General features: G+C 70.6%; 16 protein-coding genes and 1 pseudogene. 7 read left to right on the top strand and 10 right to left on the bottom strand.

What is annotated here, in order from left to right; all coding sequences use genetic code 11:
* Nucleotides 1-2: 2 nt before the first annotated feature.
* Nucleotides 3-2,660: a DUF6185 family protein gene (locus ABZU99_RS14915; protein ID WP_356043130.1), complete on the bottom strand. Its 2,658-nt coding sequence runs from the start codon at nt 2,658-2,660 to the stop codon at nt 3-5.
* Between the two features lie 216 nt (nt 2,661-2,876).
* Between ABZU99_RS14915 and ABZU99_RS14920 the strand changes: the two genes are divergently transcribed.
* Nucleotides 2,877-3,290, top strand: a complete 414-nt coding sequence (locus ABZU99_RS14920) for a hypothetical protein (protein WP_355940546.1) — start codon at nt 2,877-2,879, stop codon at nt 3,288-3,290.
* Between the two features lie 5 nt (nt 3,291-3,295).
* Here ABZU99_RS14920 and ABZU99_RS14925 read toward each other — a convergent pair.
* From ABZU99_RS14925 to ABZU99_RS14960, 8 genes and pseudogenes are all read right to left on the bottom strand, one after another.
* Nucleotides 3,296-3,459 (bottom strand): annotated as a pseudogene (locus ABZU99_RS14925) (IS5/IS1182 family transposase); the annotation flags it as partial.
* Between the two features lie 38 nt (nt 3,460-3,497).
* Nucleotides 3,498-3,701 (bottom strand): transposase, encoded by a 204-nt coding sequence (locus tag ABZU99_RS14930; protein ID WP_355940549.1) that lies wholly within the window; start codon nt 3,699-3,701, stop codon nt 3,498-3,500.
* Nucleotides 3,702-3,840: 139 nt separating this feature from the next.
* Complete coding sequence (locus ABZU99_RS14935; RefSeq protein ID WP_356043134.1) at nt 3,841-4,428, bottom strand: hypothetical protein; 588 nt, start codon at nt 4,426-4,428, stop codon at nt 3,841-3,843.
* A gap of 621 nt (nt 4,429-5,049) precedes the next feature.
* Nucleotides 5,050-5,238 (bottom strand): hypothetical protein, encoded by a 189-nt coding sequence (locus tag ABZU99_RS14940; RefSeq protein WP_355940553.1) that lies wholly within the window; start codon nt 5,236-5,238, stop codon nt 5,050-5,052.
* 222 nt (nt 5,239-5,460) lie between these two features.
* Nucleotides 5,461-5,784, bottom strand: a complete 324-nt coding sequence (locus ABZU99_RS14945; protein WP_355940555.1) for a hypothetical protein — start codon at nt 5,782-5,784, stop codon at nt 5,461-5,463.
* Nucleotides 5,785-6,005: 221 nt separating this feature from the next.
* Nucleotides 6,006-8,930, bottom strand: coding sequence for a BTAD domain-containing putative transcriptional regulator (locus ABZU99_RS14950; RefSeq protein ID WP_355940557.1), 2,925 nt, complete (start codon nt 8,928-8,930; stop codon nt 6,006-6,008).
* A 129-nt stretch (nt 8,931-9,059) separates the two neighbouring features.
* The gene (locus tag ABZU99_RS14955) at nt 9,060-11,540 is read right to left on the bottom strand and encodes a tetratricopeptide repeat protein (RefSeq protein ID WP_356043138.1); all 2,481 of its coding nucleotides are present in this window, start codon (nt 11,538-11,540) and stop codon (nt 9,060-9,062) included.
* Between the two features lie 88 nt (nt 11,541-11,628).
* Complete coding sequence (locus ABZU99_RS14960; RefSeq protein ID WP_356043140.1) at nt 11,629-13,200, bottom strand: CehA/McbA family metallohydrolase; 1,572 nt, start codon at nt 13,198-13,200, stop codon at nt 11,629-11,631.
* 311 nt (nt 13,201-13,511) lie between these two features.
* On the opposite strand from ABZU99_RS14960, the gene ABZU99_RS14965 reads away from it, so the two are divergent.
* The 6 genes from ABZU99_RS14965 to ABZU99_RS14990 all read left to right on the top strand — a co-directional run bounded on the left by ABZU99_RS14965 (nt 13,512) and on the right by ABZU99_RS14990 (nt 18,515).
* Entirely contained in the window at nt 13,512-16,127 is a 2,616-nt protein-coding gene (locus ABZU99_RS14965) for a bifunctional FO biosynthesis protein CofGH (protein WP_355940563.1), read from the top strand.
* Between the two features lie 50 nt (nt 16,128-16,177).
* A complete protein-coding gene (locus ABZU99_RS14970; RefSeq protein ID WP_356043145.1) occupies nt 16,178-16,462 on the top strand; it encodes a hypothetical protein in 285 nt (94 codons plus the stop codon).
* A 343-nt stretch (nt 16,463-16,805) separates the two neighbouring features.
* Nucleotides 16,806-16,934 (top strand): hypothetical protein, encoded by a 129-nt coding sequence (locus ABZU99_RS14975; RefSeq protein WP_356043366.1) that lies wholly within the window; start codon nt 16,806-16,808, stop codon nt 16,932-16,934.
* Nucleotides 16,885-17,109, top strand: coding sequence for a hypothetical protein (locus tag ABZU99_RS14980; protein ID WP_356043147.1), 225 nt, complete (start codon nt 16,885-16,887; stop codon nt 17,107-17,109). The genes ABZU99_RS14975 and ABZU99_RS14980 overlap by 50 nt, the downstream gene beginning before the upstream one ends.
* The gene (locus ABZU99_RS14985) at nt 17,109-17,189 is read left to right on the top strand and encodes a hypothetical protein (RefSeq protein ID WP_355940686.1); all 81 of its coding nucleotides are present in this window, start codon (nt 17,109-17,111) and stop codon (nt 17,187-17,189) included. Before ABZU99_RS14980 ends, ABZU99_RS14985 begins: the two co-directional genes overlap by 1 nt.
* Nucleotides 17,190-17,372: 183 nt before the next feature.
* Nucleotides 17,373-18,515 (top strand): ADP-ribosylglycohydrolase family protein, encoded by a 1,143-nt coding sequence (locus tag ABZU99_RS14990; protein ID WP_355940570.1) that lies wholly within the window; start codon nt 17,373-17,375, stop codon nt 18,513-18,515.
* A 125-nt stretch (nt 18,516-18,640) separates the two neighbouring features.
* Here the strand turns inward: ABZU99_RS14990 and ABZU99_RS14995 are convergent, their stop codons facing one another.
* Nucleotides 18,641-19,009 (bottom strand): hypothetical protein, encoded by a 369-nt coding sequence (locus tag ABZU99_RS14995; RefSeq protein WP_356043149.1) that lies wholly within the window; start codon nt 19,007-19,009, stop codon nt 18,641-18,643.
* Nucleotides 19,010-19,016 lie beyond the last annotated feature (7 nt).

Here is a 19,016-nt window from a genome sequence, read left to right on the forward strand (position 1 = left end):
CGTTAGAAATTGAGCGGCGGTCCGGAGAGCTCCTTCCAAATACTTGCCGCAGCCGCAAGTTGAGCAAGGAGAAACGCGGCCTGCGCGGAAATAGTTCGCACTTGGTAGATGGACAGCAGCAGACTGAGTCGAGTAGGCCAAAGTTGCCTCTCGCGGCTGAATGTCGCCATGTCGAGCCAGATGCTCGTGAGGGTCAGGACAATGAGCATGAGGGAGGCGCTGAGGACCGCGTTGCCGAGCTCCGTGTCGGTGATGCGGTTGACCAGGGCGCCAATGCCGATGGGGATGGCATAGGCGAGGGTCAGGCTCAGCGCGCGCATGGGGCCACGGCGTCCGGGCAGCATGCGCCACAGCGCCCCGAGGGCCAGACCGACACCGGCCCATGCGATCTGCCAGGTGAGGAACGACGCCAGGATCTCGGCCGGCCCCGTCGGGCTGGCGCTTGTGAGCATAAGTTGCTTCGCACTGCTGAGGTATTTCGCCCATACGAGCGCGGCGCTTGCCGGAATCCCGAAGAAGAAGGCCAAGCGCGCGGCCTGCAATGCGTTGTCCCACCATTTGTCGCGCGGTCCCCAGCTCAGGGCCACGTCGACGACAGACACGTGATCGGGTAGGCAGTCCCGGCCACATCCGGGGGGTCGCCAATGTCGCAGTTGGCGAAGTCGATTCTCCAAGGTCTCGCGCGTGGCGTCCTTCTCTGTCCGGCCTTGATCCACGATGCGCAACTGGTGATGGAGATTACGGTACTGGTGGGCCTTCTCCAGCATGTCGTGGCGGCCTTGCTCGGTGCCCAGCCCTTCGGGAATGGAGTCTCCGCCTGTCTGAGGCAGCACGGACCACCGTCGGCCCATCGCTCGCACAGCGTAGAGTGCGACGATATTCAGCACGAGCCAAACAACCAACAGTAGGGAGGAGCCTGCGAACAGGTACACTCGCGTCGCCGCGACGATGGCGAAGATAACGGCCGTCAGTCGCATATCGATCTGAGAGGGCCCCAGGGAGATTTGCTCCGATTTTCGGTGGGCCAGGTTGTCGGCGGTCTTGGCGCGGGTATTCAAAAGCGCCACGAGCGCGATGACCGTCAGTACCCAGGTGTAGGCGTACACCTGGGCCAGGCTGGCGGGTCCGAAGGCTACCAGTGCGTTACGCAGGCTCTCGGCATGGGCCGAGTCATATCCATCGACGTCGTCAATGAGCCAGTTGGCGCGTTGCCAATCGAGGTCGACTGACCACCGGTAGGCGAACAGCATCGCCACCGCTACCACGGCCAATGCGGTCCCAACGGCCCCGATACAGCGGATGGGCGCTTTTCCCCAGGTCTCCGCCCAATATGGGCGGACCAGTCCTCCATCCCTTGCAAAACGCCACGCCCATGCCGCCATTGAAGCCAGCCACACCCACAACATCACCAGTTCCAACACCATCAGCGCGGCGACACCGGACCCGGGCGGCGTCAGAGCTCCGGGCAGCCCGACGCGTCCAGGTGCCAAAAGAGCCACGAGGCCGAATGCGGTCAGCAGCGAAGAAGCAAAGATTACGTCGCGAGTCCAGGCCTTTGCGCGATGGTCTCTTTTTTCTGACTCCGACTCCGATGCTTTTGGTGATGCGTTGGGGAACCATGGGCGGGCGGCGAGAATCAGGATGACGCCTGCCAAGATGCCGATGACGGTGTGCCAAATGGTAAAGGTTTGCGCCTTTGGGAACAGCAGGGTGAGTGCCAGGCCGAGGGCTGCGCTGAGCCCGGCCCACAGCAGCAGAGCTGCCAGTGTGGGGCGCTCCTGAGGGCCCGTGTCGACGTTGCGCGACCGCCATGGCGACCACGATGCATATGGCATCAATTCAGCGGAGGGGCGGGGCCGGGTGCGGAGCACGGCCAGAGCGAACGCCCCGGAGCCGCATACCCACCACAAGACGACACCTAGTTTGCTCAAAAACGACTGCCGGGCACTCTCCATTGCGAAGGACGCATGCCACGGCGGGACTACCCTGATGGAGACCTTCGAGTCACCGGGGTTGGCCCGCTCCCGTCCGTCCTTCTCGAGATTCCACCTCCGAGTGTCATTGTCGGCGTACGACGCTTTGGGGGACGCGTCATAAGCATCGAGTCCGCCCAACTTGACTTTGACGCTCTTCCACCGGGCCTTCGTTGCCGCTTGCCCCAGTGGTTCCCGCTGAAGGGCAACCTCCCAAGTCTTCCCTCCCTCGGTGACGTTGATATCCCACGGGCCGATCCGGGTGTGCTTTTCGTGTTTAATCAAGGCGAAGGCCTCATAGTGAACGGTAACCCATTCGCCCTTTTGGGAAACCTTCGGGCGGTGGAGGTGCCACTCATCCCTCCAGAGAGGGCGGGGGTTTACCTTATTAACCCTCCGCAGCAGGCACCGCATCGCATGTCGGTAAGGCTCGGATTTCTCGCTGAGCGTCAATTTGTCCGCGAGATCCCATCCCTTCTCCACCGTGACATTCGTGGTCGCCTGCGCCTGTACGAACGTCTGGCCGTGATGGGAGAATTCGATCAGGGCCTCCACCTTGGGTCTCGCGACGCCCCCCACCTGGCAGCCGCTAGAGGGAGCCGCGCACCCCTCCGTCGGCCACAGCCCCCACCACCCCGCCACCACGATCACCAGCGCCAGCCAGCGCCGCCACCGGATTGTCGTCATCTTGCGCTCCGCTACCCGCACGATTGGCCTGTCGTGCGCTACCTACTCACGAGGCGCCAGGTACTGGCCGGAGACGCGCGGTGGGAGGCTTATTGCAACCCCGTTGGACGACAGCCCGGGCGAGCCGCCGCCCCGGATTGCAAGACCCTGCGGGGTGACTTACTCTCCCTAAGAGTGCATAGCTAATCCGTGATCCGTGATCCATAGGAGCCGGCTATGACCGACAAAAGTGCGAGCGCTCCACGGCCCACGCTCCCCCCTTTCGAGGAAGCCGAAGGGCTGGGACCGCAGGACGCGAAATTCGTCCAGGACCTTATCGCGGTACTGGAGAAACACGGCAATCTTGACCGCTTCGGCCTGTGTCTGCTGCATGACCACTTCCCTCTCGACACCGACGAGGTGCTGGTCGAAACGAACGACCCGGCCTCGCGCACGTTGCAGACGCGGGTGGAGAAGGCCGACCGGACACGGCACGTCAAGCCCTCGCAGTGGCGGTTCCTGCCGCGTGTCCATCACTCGCGCAGTGTGGAGTTCGCGGGGGAGCCCTATCAGGTGATCCTGCAGTGCGACGTGCTCAGCCTGTGCCCCGGACGGGACGGGCCGGACGCGCCGGAGGGGTGGGAGCACTAAGAATGCAGTCGTCGGCAGCCGGCCAGCCAGGACACGGTCTTCTCGACCACCCAGCGGTGACGGCCCAGTCCTTTCGAGGACTGAATCCTTGCGGGCGATGCGGTGGCGGATGCCGTTCTCTGAGCCATCGGCGCAGGTGGTCGTAGTCGTAGCCCTTGTCGGCGTGCAGCACGGCGCGACCAGTCCAGCTCGCCACGGGCGCCGAGTTCATCGAGGATCACGCGGTGGAGCCGGGCCCAGACCCGGCCCCGGCTCCACCGGGGGGACACGCCGGTAAAGCGTCTGCCGGCGCGGACCGAACACCGGCGGCAACTGCCGCCACGTGCAGCCCGACGTAGCCACGAAGGCGATTGCCGCCAGGGTCTCGCGGCCACCCGCCCGGCGTCTGCCCCCGCCCTGAGGCCGCTTCACCCATTGGCGGCATCAACCACCATGTCCATGCCGGTGCAGCTAGCCGTGATGCCGTCGGTGTGCGGGTGGGTGCGTGAGCATCGCCACCTGACCCAGGCTCCGGGGCGGCCGGTCCGGTCGCCCCGGAAGTCCGCGCCGCTCAGCAGGCGCAGTTGTCCGCGTGCTGGCGAGCGGCGCCCTTGCCAGGCCCGTTGCCGTGGTCCCCGTGGTGCTTGGGCGACTCGTTGCGGTGGTCCCCGTGGTCCCCGTGGTCCCCGTGGTGCTTGGGCGACTTGTTGCCGTGGTCCCCGTGGTCCCCGCGGTCCTTGGACGACTCGTTGCGGTGGTCCCCGTGGTCCTTCGACGACTCGTTGCTGTAGTCCTTGGAAGACTCGTTGCCGTGGTCCTTGGACGACTCGCTGCTGTAGTCCTTGGAAGACTCGTTGCTGTAGTCCTTGGAAGACTCGCTGCTGTAGTCCTCGGAAGACTCGTTGCTGTAGTCCTTGGAAGACTCGCTGCCGTAGCCCTTGGAAGACTCGTTGCTGAAGATGAGGTTGGTGCACTTGCTGCCGACGTTGAGATCACCGGTCGGAGCGAGGCCGCCGACGAGGACGTTGGGGCCGGTGGCGGTGTCACAGTTGTTCTCTTGGAAGCCGCCGATCCCTTGGGCGGCCGCGCCGCCAGCCCCCATGATCACCATCGTGCCGGCGGCTGCGGCCAGGAGAGCTACCTTCTTCCTAATGTTCACTTGATTCTCCCTAGAGTCATGTGGCGTTAAAGTTCGACAATCTGATTACAGGACTCAAACGCGGACAAGCGGAGGCCCCACGCTGAGGCTTCACTCGTCCGGCGCACTTCATCGCCTGGCCGTGAGGATCGAGTGAGATCACAACTTATCGGCATTGGCCATGACAGGCGCCGCGAAACGGCTCCCGAAGTCACTGACATGGCCGAGGGCTGGCGGAAGGGCCGGTGTGAGGCCCCTGCGCTCTCGCCCCGTGGCAGCTCCCGCCCAAAGCGTCGGACGCCGGCGGCAGTGCCCACCTGCCCTCACGGCACCGCGCGCTCAGTCACATCCCTGCCGGCCCAGGCCGCACCCCCGCCGCCGAGCCTGAGACGTGCAGCCCGAGGTGGCCACGAAGGTGATCGCCGCCGGGCCCCTCGCGGTCACCCGCCCCACTTCTGCCCCGCCCTGAGGTCGCTTCACCTCCGTTGGCGGCACCACTCGCCGGAACACCCACCCAATAACTCGTCCGGCACCAACCGCACAGACGTCTGAGCCGACCGCGGGCGGGCAGCAACAAAAAAGGAGCAACAAAAAAAGGGGGGCCGGGCGTGGTGCGCCCGGCCCCCGGTAACCCGGAGGGGGTTACCTCGGGCTTTCCACGGGGGAGTGGCCCTCGCCCTGCGCGCCCGAAGTGGCGGTGGTGACATATGCGCCGACGACCGGGGTGTGGCTGTCGCCGGCCACGGCGAACGCGGCCGTCTGGCTGGCGGCCCCGGCCGTGGCAACTATCGCGATAAACAACGTCGCAGCGTACTTTATGGTGCGTTTCATTCCACTTCCTCCGTTACGGGGGGTGATTAACTATTTTGTACCGCAAACAGACAATGAGGGGTACACGTGTTCGGCCATCTGGCCGGAAGTGGCGGAAGCTTGGCGGAAAGGAGGGGCGCGTGGTGGCGTGCCGAGGGGCCGAGGCCGATGACGTCCCCTCCACGTCATCGACCTCGGCCCCCGGTACTACCTTTTACTGTGTGTGCGACCTGCGGAGTGCCCCTACTGCGGAGGCGCGGGCGTGTGGCCTTCCCCCGCCGCCACCGTGGGCGGCGCCGGCGCGTGCCCCTCGCCCTGCGGGGACAGCTGCGGAGGCGCGGGCGTGTGGCCCTCGCCCTGGGTGGACAGCTGCGGAGGGGCCGGGGTGTGGCCCTCGCCCTGGGTGGACAGCTGGGGCGGTGCGGGCGTGTGGCCCTCGCCCTGGGTCAGCAGCTGTGGCGGCGCTGGCGTGTGGCCCTCGCCCATGGTTGTTACGGAAGAGGGCGCCGGGTCGGCCTCCAGCGGCCGGTAGACGTCGGACTCGGGCTTCTTGTCCTCGTTGGTCATGCTGAGCTCCATCGGATGCTGGTCGGCAGGAGACCGTTAACGCCCGCCCAGCGACTCCCCCGTGGGTCGCCGGACGGGCGTTCAAAGGGCCGCCCACCTTGTGGTGTGACCTCACAACCGACCCGTCTGCCCCCCGCGGGGACGGATCGACCGGTATTAAGACTGCCGGACGGCGATAAACGATTGATGAACGGTCAGCGGGCGCCGGGCTTACCGCCGCATCAGGCCGCGGCCGCGGGGGTCAGAAGTCTGCGGACGTCCTCCGCCTCGGGCGTGCCCAGCCGCTCGTGAATGGACAGTGCCTCATGCCAGCAGGCTTCGGCCCGGCCGTTCTGGCCGAGTTCCAGCAGCGCCTTGCCGAGCAGCGTGAGGACGATGGCCCGCCGCCACTCACCGCCGATACCGCGCAGGGCCAGCGCCTGTTCCGCATGGGTGGCCGCCTCGGCCGGGCGCCGAATGGCCAACTGCGCCTCGGCCAGGCGCTGATGTGCCATTCCTTCCCACAGCGGCTGGCGGTGCTCACGGAAGAGCCCGAGCGCCTCGGTCAGTTGCTCCAGCGCCGGGGAGAGGCTGCCGGCGCCGGTCAGGGCGATGCCGAGCGCGTACTTCCCGTTGGCCAGCCGGAGCGTGCGCCCCAGGCTTTCGTAGATCTCGACGCCCTGCCGCGCCAGTTCGACCGCGCTGTCGATGCGCTTCATCTCGACGTACGCACGGGAGAGGTTGCACAGCGCGCTGGCCTCGCCGGGACGGTCGTCCACGGCCCGGTAGGCCTCTATGGCCTGCAGGAAGTGGCGCTCCGCGTCGTCCCAGCGGGTGCGGCTGAGGTGCGCGATGATGCCGCGCTCGGTGAGGGCGCGGCCCATGGCCACGTAGTCCTTGACGGTGGATCCCAGGGCCAGGGCGCGCTCGGCCTCCGCGTCGGCCTCGTGGAGCCGGCCGGTCAGATTGCGCACCTTGGCGAGGCAGGTACGCGAGCGGCCCTCGGCCTGGGTGTCCCCGGCCTCGTGCGCGGCCTCGCTGACGATATGGGCGACGGCCTCGTAGCGCGGGGCGTTGGCGCCGGACTCCGCGAGGTCCATGGCGGCGGCCAGGACGTCCGCCGCGCGGCCCAGGGTGGGCCCGGTGGCGGCCTGCTGGGCGCAGGCCAGCAGGCAGTCGGCCTCGGTGAACAGCCAGTCCAGGGCGGCGTCCTGGTGCGGGAAGGCCAGCCCGGGGTGGTCGGTGGGGGCCAGATGGTCGGCCAGCCGGTCGCCGGGCCGCTCCAGGGCGTACACCCGGGCCGCCGTGGCGAGATAGAAGTCCAGCAGCCGGGAGAGCGCCGCTTCGCGGTCCGCGGCCGGCTGGTGCCGTTCGGCGCAGTCACGCGCGTAGAGCCGCACAAGATCGTGGTAGCGGTAGCGGCCCGGCGCCGCGGACTCCAGCAGGGATGCGTCGACCAGGGATTCCAGGACGTCCTCGGCGTCGAAGGTGTCCATGTCGAGGACGACGGTCGCAGCAGCCAGCGAGATGTCCGGGCCATCGGCGAGGCCCAGCAGCCGGAAGGCCCGCGCCTGGGCCGGCTCCAGCTGGCCGTAGCCCAGCTCGAAGGTGGCGCGCACGGCCAGGTCGCCCGCCCGCAGCTCGTCCAGCCGGCGCCGCTGGTTGGCGAGCTTGCGGGCCAGCGTGGAGACGGTCCAGGTGCGGCGCGCGGCGAGCCGGGAGGCCGCGATCCGGAGGGCCAGCGGCAGGAAGCCGCAGGTCGCCACCACGTCCATGGCCGCGTCCCGCTCCGAGCTGACCCGCTCCTCGCCCACGATGCGGGTGAAGAGGATCAGCGCCTCCTCGGGACTCATCACATCCAGGTCGACCAGATGCGCGCTCTCGAGGTCGACCATGCGCGTCCGGCTGGTGATCAGTGCGGCGCAGCCCTCGGTGCCGGGCAACAGCGGCCGTACCTGTGCGGCGTCGCGTGCGTTGTCGAGGAGCGTGAGCACCCGGCGGCCGTCCAGCGTCGAGCGGTAGAGCGCGGCGCGCTCGGGGACGCCGTCGGGGATCGCGGTGTCCGGGATGCCGAGGGCGCGCAGGAAGGCGCCCAGGACGGCTTCGGGCTCCGCGGGCACCGGGCCCGCGCCCTGGAGGTCGACGTAGAGCTGCCCGTCGGGGAAGTGATGCCGGGCCGTATGGGCCACATGGACGGCGAGCGTCGTCTTTCCCACGCCCCCGATCCCCGCGACCGCTGACACGGCCATGACACGTCCCTCGGCGGTGGCGAGCTGGTCGCTCAGCTCGCCGACGAAGGAGGCCCGTCCGGTGAAGTCCGCGACCGTGGCCGGCAGCTGGGCCGGCCGTACGAAGGTGGGCCCCGCATGCGCGCGCTCGTCCACGGGCGCGGCCAGCTCCGCGTCCGCCTGCAGAATCCGCTGATGCAGCTCGGACAGCTCCGGGCAGGGATCCACCCCGAGATCCTCCGCCAGCAGCTTCCGGGTGTCGTTGTAGACGGCCAGCGCCTCCGCCTGCCGCCCGCTGCGGTACAGCGCCAGCATCAGCAGCTCGCGCAGCCGCTCCCGGAGCGGATGGGCGGCGGTCAGAGCGGTGAGCTCGGAGACCACGTCGGTGTGGTGGCCGAGCTCCAGATCCAGATCGAGCCTGGTCTCGGTGAGGACGAGCTGCCATTCCGAGAGCCGCGTGCGCTGCGTCTCCGCGTACGGCCCCGGCAGACCGGCCAGCGCCTCGCCGTCCCACAGGTCCAGCGCCCTGCCGATGAGTTCATGGGCGCGGGCCCGGTCTCCGGCATGGCGAGCCTTCTCCGCCTCCGCGGCCAGGCGCTCGGCGACCTCGGTGTCCAGTGCCCCCATCCCCAACTGGATCGCATAGCCGCCCGACTCGCTGACCAGGATGTCCGCATGCGGGGTGAATGCCTTGCGCAGCCGGGAGGCGTAGGTGCGCAGTGCCGCGATGGCCGCGTCCGGCGGGTCGTCACCCCACAGGGCGTCGACAAGTTCGGATGCGGTGGCGGTGCGGCCGCCGCGCAGCAGCAGAGCGGCGAGCAGAGCTCTTTGCTGTGGTGAGCCGGTGTTCAGCTGTTGCTCGCCCCGCCAGGCCCGTACCGGTCCGAGCACGGTGAAGCGCAAGGGCTGCTCCTGTGCCCGCTCCTTCTCGCCGGCCATGGTCTCCCCCTGCCTCTGCCTCCCGGTTGCACGGGCCAGTTTGCCTTGCCGGTACCCCCTACGTCAGTAGGGACCGGGCCTCTCCACAAGGCCCGCAAGAGTAAGGAGGGGCACTGTTCTGGCGAGCCGTCAGTTCTGACGATCGCTTTCGGTCAGGGGGCCGGGGATCCGCAGCGGGCCGCGTTGGCCGGGATACGGATCCGGATCCGCCGTGAACCCCGGCGCCGGGTCCGAGAGCAACCGGCGCACCTCCTCCGGCTCCGGCGAACCCAGCCGTTCGCGGATCGCCCGGGCCTGGCGCCGGCACTCCTGGGCGAGGCTCCGCCGCCCCAGCCCCATCAGGGCTTTCGCCAGCACGGTGAGAAAGCAGAAGCGCCACCACTCGCCGCCGAGACCGCCCAGCGCGAGCGCGTGTTCCGCATGGTCCACTGCCTGGTCGGGGCGTTTCGCGGCAAGGTGTATTTCGGCCAGCCGGAAATGAGTCATCCCTTCCCACAGCGGCTGGCGGGCATCGCGGAAGAGATCGAGCGCCTGGCTGAGCTGGACGAGCGCCTCTTCCAGACGGTGGGCGCGCGTCAGCGCTATCCCGAGCGTGTACATCCCATTGGCGAGCCGTAGTGGCGCACCGAGTCTGCGGTAGATGGCGAGCGCCTGCTCGGCCAGTTCCACCCCGGTCCGGGTGCGGCCCCGGTTCACATGGAGGCGGGCGAGGTTGGCCAGCGCGCTTGCCTCTCCGGCCTCGTTGGCCTCGGCGCGAAACGCGTCGAGCGCCTGCCCCAGATAGCTTTCGGCCTCCTCGTACCGCCCGTGCCCGGAGGAGACGATGCCGAGCTGGTTGGAGGCCCGGCTGGCGACGACCGGATCCTCGCCGTCCAGCTCCAGTGCCCGGCGCAGCTCCCGGTCGGCCAGGTCGAACCGGCCGGTGAAGCTGTACAGATGTCCCAGCGCCGACCGGGCGCGGGCCTCCGTACGGAAGTCCCCGGCGGTATGGGCCGCCTCGCTGACTGCCTGGGCCGCGGTTTCGTACTGGCGCGACCGCGCACCGGACTCCGCGAGGTCGAGCGCGCCCATCAGCAGGTCCGCCGAGCGGCGGCGGGTGTTCGCCCCGGTGCACTGGAGCACACAGGCGATCAGCCCGTCGGCCTCGGTGAACAGCCAGTCCAGCGCCGCCGCGGAGGACGCGAAACGCAGGCCGGGATGGCCGGTGGCCTCGAAGTGGCCGACCGTCCGGTCGCCGGGCCGCTCCATGGCGTACACCCGTGCCGCCGTGGCGAGGTGGAAGTCGAGCAGCCGGGAGAGCGCCTCGTCGTGCTCCGCGGCTTCCTCGGTCTCCCGCTCCGCGCATGCCCGCGCGTACAGCCGTACGAGGTCATGGAACCGGTAGCGCCCCGGCACGGGCGACTCCAGCAGGGACACGTCCTGGAGCGAGGTGAGGAGGCCGGTGGTCGCCTCCTCGTCGAGGCCGAGGACCGCGCCGGCCGCGGGCAGCGAGATATCCGGCCCGCCGACCAGGCCGAGCAGCCGGAAGGCGCGGGCCTGCGCGGGTTCGAGCTGTCCGTAGCCGAGCTCGAAGGTCGCCTTGACGGCCAGATCCCCGGCCCGCAACTCGTCCAGCCGGCGGCACTCGTCGGCGAGCTTGCGGGCGAGCACCGAGACCGTCCAGGTGCGGCGCGAGGCGAGCCGGGAGGCCGCGATGCGGATCGCGAGCGGCAGGAAGGCGCAGGCCGCCACCACCTCCATGACCTCGCCGCGCTCGAGGACCGCCCGCTCCTCGCCCACGATGAGCGCGAAGAGGGCGAATGCCTCCGCCGGGCTCATCGCGTCCAGGCCGACGACCTGGGAGGCGTCCAGACCGGCCATGGGGGCGCGGCTGGTGATCAGCGCCGCGCAGCCCGGAGCGGTATCGCCCGGGAGCAGCGGCCCGATCTGTGCTGTGTCGCGGGCGTTGTCCAGGAGGACGAGGATCCGGCGGCCCGCGAGCTCCGAGCGGTAGAGCGCGGCGCGCTCCTCGACACCGTCCGGGATGGCGGCGTCGGGGACGCTGAGGGCGCGCAGAAAGGCGCCGAGGACGGCCTCGGCGTCGGCGGGGGAGGAGCCCGCGCCCCCGAGGTCGACATAGAGCTGGCCGTCGGTGAAGTGGTGGCGGGCGGTGTGCGCGGCCTGCACGGCCAGGGCCGTCTTGCCGATGCCTCCGGTGCCGGCGATGGCGATGGCGGGCGGCCGGGCGCCCGGTTCGGCCGGGGCGGTGAGCCGGGCGTTCAGCTCCCGTACGGCATCGGCGCGGCCCGTGAAGTCCGCGACCGCCGCGGGCAGCTGGGCGGGGCGGACGACGGCCGCGCCCGCCAGGGGGCCGGGGGGGCCGGAGTCCGTGCCCACCCGGGGAAAGCCGTCCCCGCACGGCCGGAGCTCGCGCAGGGCCTCGGGGTGGCTCTCGGCCGTCCACCCGAGCCCGATCCGGGTGGTGCCGGGGGCCAGCTCCGCCTCCTTGCCGCGCCGGGGCCGGTCCGGCGCGGACCCGGTGGAACCATCCTGCTGCCCTAGCCGCTTGTCGCCGACCATGGTGCCCCCCGCGCGTGCCTTCTCGCTGTACGGCCAGTCTGCCGTGCCCATGGCTCGTACGTCAGCAAGGAGAGCTGACGTGTCCGGGGATCGGAGCGTTGGCTGACCGGATCGCCCGGCTGCGGCCCGCGTCGGAGGGTCAGCGCTTGCCCAGCCAGATCGGATTGGTCATCGCCGCCATCCGCCCCGGCAGACCCGACGCCCCGCCATCCGCCGCCGCATGCCGCACCTCGGCCCGCACATACGCCGCGTACGACGCCGTCGTACGCCACTCCACCGTCCCCGCCCCGGAACCCGGCAACGGCGTCCCGTACAGCTGCCCCTGGTCGGTGATGAACCGCACCTGGCAGTCCGGGCCCACCCCCGAGACCTTCAGCCGGACCGTCACCTCGTCCGTCCGGCCGGCCTCCAGCCGCTCGCCGATGCCCGCGTGCTCGCCGCGCCCGCCGACCGCGGTGAAGGTGAGGTCGATCGCCGAGGACTCGGCTATCCAGCTGCGGCCGCTGCGGATGCCTTCCAGGATGGCCTCGCGTGACAGGTCGTCGGCGAGCACGACCGTCTGCGGCAGGCCGACGATCTGGGGCTCTCGGTGGGCGTCGCTGTTGCCCATGGCGGGGAGCCCGCGGCCGTTGCCCCGGACGGCGGCGACCAGGGTGTTGTCCCACTCGGCGATCGAGACCTCGTCGTCCGGGGTGAAGTCCGCGTTCCACACCTCGACCGCGTCGGCGTCGTTGAAGCCGAACTTCCAGTTGCAGCCGACACAGGTGCCGTGCGGATGGGCGGGTACGACCAGCCCGCCCGCCTGACGGACCTTCCGGGAGTAGCGCCCGAAGGCGTTGTCCCGGGCCCGGTAGCGCCAGTCGATGAAGGTGCCCGGGTCGGTGCCGAGGGCGAGCACATGGCCGTTGCGCGTGGTGATCTCCTCGCCGGTGAGGATCAGCAGGTCATCGCCCCACAGCCCCTCCCACGCACCGTGCGAGGAGGTGGTGTTGTGCTCGGTGGTGGTGATGAAGTCGAGCCCCGCGGCGCGGGCCGCGGCGGCCACCTCGGCCGGGGTGCGCTTGCCGTCGGAGTGCACGGTGTGCAGATGGCAGTCGCCCCGGTACCAGGCCCGCCCGCGCCCCTTGGCCCGCTGCGGCGGGTAGGCACCCGGGCTCCGTCCGGGAGGTGCCCCCTCCTTCGGCGTCTCGCCCGGCTCTCCGAACCGCAGGGTCACCGTGACCTTGTAGTCCATGCCTTGCGGGGCGACCGTGTACGGCCCCAGCACGACATGCCAGGTGCCCGCCCGCACCGGCCCCGCCAGATACGCGGGTGTCGCCTTCTCGGCGCTGATGGCGAACTCCGTACGGGCCCCGCCGGACCAGCCGCGGAAGCCGCGCCCGCCCAGGTCCGTGCCGCGCTCGTCGAAGATGCCGATATCGCAGGCGTTGCCCTGCGTGCCGGCCGGGACGGCCGGCTTGTCGTACGTGTACGAGACCGCGATCTCGCGGACGCCGCGTGGCACCTCGACCGGCAGATAGACGAAGTCGGGCGCGCCGGTCGGCAGATGGCCGGTGACCGTCCGGGTCCGGTCACCGCCGCCCCCGCCCCCGCCCCCACCCGCGCCCCCGCCACCGGCGTCATCGGCCTGGGCGAATGTCACGGGATCGAGCGTAAGCACCCCCGCCGCGCCCGCAAGCGCGGAGAGCCTGAGTACGTCGCGTCGCTGCATGCGTGCCCCCCACAGTCCGAAGTGCCGTATGACACCCGCGTGACACCGTTGTACGCGGGGGTGACCCCCACGGAAAGCCCTGTGGATAACTCCATGGCGGTGAGGGAACATACACGCGGTCGGCCCGGGCTCGGCATCGGCGTCACCCTGATGGCTCAGCACCGCCCCGCCGGATCGCGCGTGGTACGTGTACCGCCCATGCTCCGGCGCCCCGTATTCCCGCCCACGGCGGGAACCCGTCGTGATCAGACCCACAAAACCCCAGGCCCGGCCCGTCTGGCGGTGTCATACGGCGCTCGTATGCTCGGGGGATGACCACGAGCGCGCAGGGAAACGAGCCGACCGCCCCCACGGCTCCTACCGCCAACGCGATGCGCCGCGCGCTCAAACGCGCTCGCGACGGCGTGGCCTTGGACACGGCCGAGGCGGCGGTGCTGCTCCAGGCGCGCGGCGACGACCTGAGGGACCTCGCGGCCTCCGCCGCCCGCGTCCGCGACGCCGGTCTCGAGGCCGCCGGGCGCCCCGGGGTCATCACCTACTCGCGCAGCGTCTTCATCCCCCTCACCCGCCTGTGCCGCGACAAGTGCCACTACTGCACCTTCGCGACCGTGCCCGGCAAGCTGCGCCGCGCGGGCCATGGGATGTTCCTGTCCCCCGACGAGGTGCTGGCCATCGCCCGCCGCGGCGCCGAAATGGGCTGCAAGGAAGCGCTGATCACCCTGGGCGACCGCCCCGAGGACCGCTGGCCCGAGGCGCGCCAGTGGCTGGAGGCCGAGGGGTACGACGACACCATCGCGTACGTAAGGGCCATGGCGATCCGCGTCCTGGAGGAGACCGGGCTGCTGCCCCACCTCAACCCCGGCGTCATGACCTGGACGGACTTCCAGCGGCTCAAGCCCGTCGCCCCGTCCATGGGCATGATGCTGGAGACCACCGCCGAGCGGCTGTGGAGCGAGCCCGGCGGTCCGCACTACGGTTCGCCCGACAAGGAGCCGGCCGTGCGGCTGCGTGTCCTGGAGGACGCCGGGCGCAGCTCCGTCCCCTTCACCAGCGGTCTGCTGATCGGGATCGGGGAGACGCCCGAGGAGCGTGCGGAGTCGCTCTTCGCGCTGCGCCGCGTCTCCCGCTCGTACCACGGCCTCCAGGAAGTCATCATTCAGAACTTCCGTGCCAAGCCGGACACCGCGATGGGCGGCATGCCCGACGCCGAGCTGGCGGACCTGGTCGCCACGGTCGCCGTCGCCCGGCACATCCTGGGCCCCTCCGCCTGCATCCAGGCCCCGCCGAACCTGGTCGACGCGGAGTACGAGCAGCTCATCGGCGCCGGCATCGACGACTGGGGCGGCGTCTCCCCGCTCACCCCGGACCACGTCAACCCCGAGCGCCCCTGGCCCCAGGTGGAGGAGCTGGCCGAGCGCTCCGCCGCCGCCGGCTTCCGGCTGCGGGAACGGCTCGCGGTCTACCCCGAGTTCATCCAGCGCGGCGAGCCCTGGCTGGACCCCCGGCTGCTGCCGCACGTCCGCGCGCTGGCCGACCCGCGGACGGGCCTGGCCCGCGAGGACGCGCGCCCGGCCGGGCTGCCCTGGCAGGAGCCCGAAGAGGTGTTCACCGCCACCGGCACCGGCTCCGGCCGCACCGATCTGCACCACACCATCGACACCGAGGGCCGCACCGGCGACCGCCGCGAGGACTTCGACGAGGTCTACGGCGACTGGGAGGCGCTGCGCGAGGCGGCCGCCCCCGGCATGGTCCCGTCCCGGATCGACTCCGACCTGAAGTCCGCCCTCTCCCAGGCCGCCGACGACCCCACCCGGCTGACCGACCCCGAGGCCCTGGCCCTGCTGCACACCGACGGGCCCGCGCTGGACGCCCTGTGCCGGATCGCCGACGACCTGCGGCGCGCCACGGTCGGCGACGACGTCACGTACATCGTCACCCGCAACATCAACTTCACCAACGTCTGCTACACCGGCTGCCGCTTCTGCGCCTTCGCCCAGCGCCGCACGGACCCCGACGCCTACACCCTCTCCCTCTCCCAGGTCGCCGACCGCGCCGAACAGGCGTGGGACGTGGGAGCGGTGGAGGTCTGCATGCAGGGCGGCATCCACCCCGACCTGCCCGGCACCGCCTACTTCGACATCGCGCGCGCCGTGAAGGAGCGGGTGCCCGGGATGCACGTCCACGCCTTCTCCCCGATGGAGGTCGTCAACGGCGCCACCCGCACCGGCCTGTCCATCCGCGAATGGCTGGAGGCGGCGCGCGACGCGGGCCTCGACACCATCCCCGGCACCGCGGCCGAGATCCTGGACGACGAGGTGCGCTGGATCCTCACCAAGGGCAAGCTGCCGACCGCGACCTGGGTCGAGGTCATCAAGACGGCGCATGAGCTGGGCATCCGCTCGTCCTCGACGATGATGTACGGCCATGTGGACCAGCCGCGCCACTGGCTGGCCCATCTGCGGCTGCTGGCGGAGATCCAGCAGGAGACGGGCGGCTTCACCGAGTTCGTCACGCTCCCCTTCATCCACACCAACGCCCCGGTCTACCTCGCCGGCATCGCCCGCCCCGGCCCCACCACCCGCGACAACCGCGCGGTCACGGCCATGGCCCGGATCCTCCTCCACCCCCATATCCCCAACATCCAGACCAGCTGGGTCAAGCTGGGCACCGAAGGCGCCGCCGACATGCTCCGCTCGGGCGCCAACGACCTCGGCGGCACCCTGATGGAGGAGACCATCTCCCGTATGGCCGGCTCCTCCTACGGCTCCTACCGCTCCATCCAGGACCTGATCGCCATCGCCGAGCTGGCCGGCCGCCCGGCCCGCCCCCGCACCACGGTCTACGGCCCCGTCCCGGAGGAGCGCCAGGCCGCCGCCCTGGCCTCGGACGGCCATCTCCCGGAGCTGCTGCCGGTGCTGGGGGACTGAGGCGGCAGCGGCCGCTACCCTGCCATCGGGGCCGGGGGACGGGGGGATCCATGGCAGAGGGGCGTCCGACCACGCGGGAGCTGATCCGGCGCCGGCGCCGCGACGACTTCGTGGGGCGACGCCGGGAACTGGCCGCCTTCCGCGACAACTTCGCCGGTTCGCCGGAGGACGAGGACCATCGTTTCCTGTTCCACGTACGCGGGGACGCGGGAGTGGGCAAGCCGACCCTGGTGCGGCAGATGGAGAGCACCGCGGGGGAGCGCCAGGCGCTGATCGCCTACGTCGACGAGTCGGTGAACAGCGTCCTGGAGGTGCCGGGGTGCTGGTCAACCTGACCTCCGACACCCCCAAGCGCCCGTGCGGCGGCGGCGTGGGCGGCGGGGCAGGGCGTCGACTGCCTGGATGGGGCGATCATGGTGCCGACTCCGGTCGTCGGCTCGCCGCAGGCGCTGCTTCTCTGCAGCGGTTCGCGGACGGCCTTCGCCGCTCATGAGGCGACGCTGAAGGCGTTGGGCGGCAACTCCCGTTATCCGTGCGGGGATCACGAAATCGCGGCGCGGTAACTCCCGCTATCCGTACGGGGATCACGGGATCGCGGCGCGGCAACTCCCGTTATCCGGGCGGGAATCGCGAGATCGCGGCGCGGCAACTCCCGTTATCTGGGCGGGGGATCACGGGATCGCTGCGCTGTACGACCTGGCCCTGCTCAATGTCTTCTATTCCAGTATGGCCGCTATGGTGCATTCCCTCGCCCCTGGTGGGATCCGACGGGGTAACGGCGAAGGAATTCCTGCCGTACGTACATGAATTCCTGGCGTTGCTGCCCGGAATCGCCGACCAGGTGGCTGAGGGCGTGGACGACCGCCGTTATCCGGGCGAACTCCACAATCTCGCCATGGAGGCGGCGGGCGTCGACCACATCATGGAGGCGAGCGGGGCCCGGGGCGTGGAGGCCGGCCGCTGCGGGCCGTGCGGGCGCTGATGGGGAGGGCGATCGCCGAGGGACACGGCGGCGACAGCTTGGCGAGCGTCATCGAAGTGATCAGGAAGCCCCAGAGTTGACGAACGGCGCCACGGCGCGGAAGCGGCCGGTCCCGGTGTTCACCGGGATTGGCCGCTTCGCGTTCTCGGAATATGGTGGTCCGCCGCATCATCCGTGACGACACCTTCACCATCGATGCGGCCTCAAGACGATCATTCGGTGTCCATTACAGTGCACACCCAGTCCAGGCCATTTATGCAGCGATGAAAAGGGGCAAGGTCGTGACTGCAACCGCCAGCGCGGCAACCGGCGTATGGGGCCGTGCCGAACAGCAGGATTTCCGCAGCCGGGTGCGCGGCTGTCTGCTCGGCGGTGCCATCGGGGATGCGCTGGGGGCGGCCGTCGAGTTCTCCTCGCTGGCCGACATCCGGGCGGAGCACGGGCCCGGGGGCGTGACGGACTTCCTGCCCGCCTACGGACAGCGGGGCCGGGTCACCGACGACACCCAGATGACGCTCTTCACCGTGGACGGGCTGATACGGGCGCAGGTGCGCCGCGACACCGGCGCCTGGCACCCGCCCACCGACATCCACGCTGCCCACCGCCGCTGGTACCACACCCAGCGCGACTGGGGCCCGGACGAGCGCCGCCAGGACGCCGGCTGGCTGGCCCGCGAGGAGTGGCTCTACGCCCAGCGCGCGCCCGGCCGGGCCTGCATCAGCGGGCTCGCCGACGAGACCATGGGCACCCTCGAGGCGCCCAAGAACCCCGACTCCAAGGGGTGCGGCGCCGTCATGCGCTCCGCGCCGTTCGGACTGCTGGTGGGGTGGGAGCCGCAGCTGGTCTTCCAGTTGGCCATCGAGTGCGCGGCCCAGACCCATGGCCACCCCACCGGCTATCTCGCGGCCGGCGCCTTCGCCCTGATCGTGCACGGCCTGGCGCGCGGCGAGGCGCTGGACGGCGCCGTCCAGCGCGCCCTGGCCCATCTGGCCACCCGCCCCGGTCACGAGGAGACCACCGACGCGCTCCGGCACGCGCTCGGCGCCGTACGGCAGGGCCTGCCGACCCCCGAGCGGGTCGCGTCCCTGGGCGAGGGCTGGACCGGGGACGAGGCCCTGGCCATGGCGCTGTACTGCGCCCTGGTCGCCGAGGACGTACGCCACGGACTGCTGCTCGCCGTCAACCACGGCGGCGACAGCGACTCCACGGCGGCCGTCTGCGGTAACCTGCTCGGCGCCCTGCACGGCGAGACGGCGCTGCCGCCGGCGTGGCTGGCGGAGGTGGAGGGGCGCGGCACGATCCTGGAACTGGCCGACGACTTCGCGATGGAGATGACCCAGGGTCCGGCACTCCACGGCCCCGCCGGCTCGTCCCCCGCCTGGCTCACCCGCTACCCGCGCGCCTGAGCGGATGCGGTGAGGTTCGCCGCTGATCCCTCGCCGTTCGGCTTGGCCGAGGGCTTGGACGCCGAGAAGGATCAGCACTTGACTTCGCCGTAACCGCTTAGGTCCCGGCCGCGGGCGTCAGATCCTCAGGTGTCATGGCCGAGCGCGGCAGCGTAGTGGTCGAGGGCGCGCTCGTCGAACCTGCGCAGGAGCTCCGGAAAGGTCGCCGGCCGCCTCTCGACCCGCTCGGCCGCGGCGTGGGCGACGACCGCGTCGAAGGCGGGCGGCCCGATCAGCAGCAGCGCCTCGGATATCCCCCGCTTCGCCCCGGGCCGTGCCCCGTCCGCGGCGGCCACCAGCGCCGGGACGGCCTCGGCGCCCGGCCCGGCCAGCCGCTCGACCGCCTCGCGGCTGGCGCCCGGCCCGGCCGGCCGCTCGACCGCCTCGCGGCGGGATTCCTCGGTGGCGTCCTTGCGATCCAGCTCCGCCGCCAGTTCGTTGATCGTCTGCTGCATGGGCACA

Origin of the sequence: Streptomyces sp. NPDC005266 (assembly GCF_040607655.1) — a bacterium.
Taxonomy (GTDB): Bacteria; Actinomycetota; Actinomycetes; order Streptomycetales; family Streptomycetaceae; genus Streptomyces.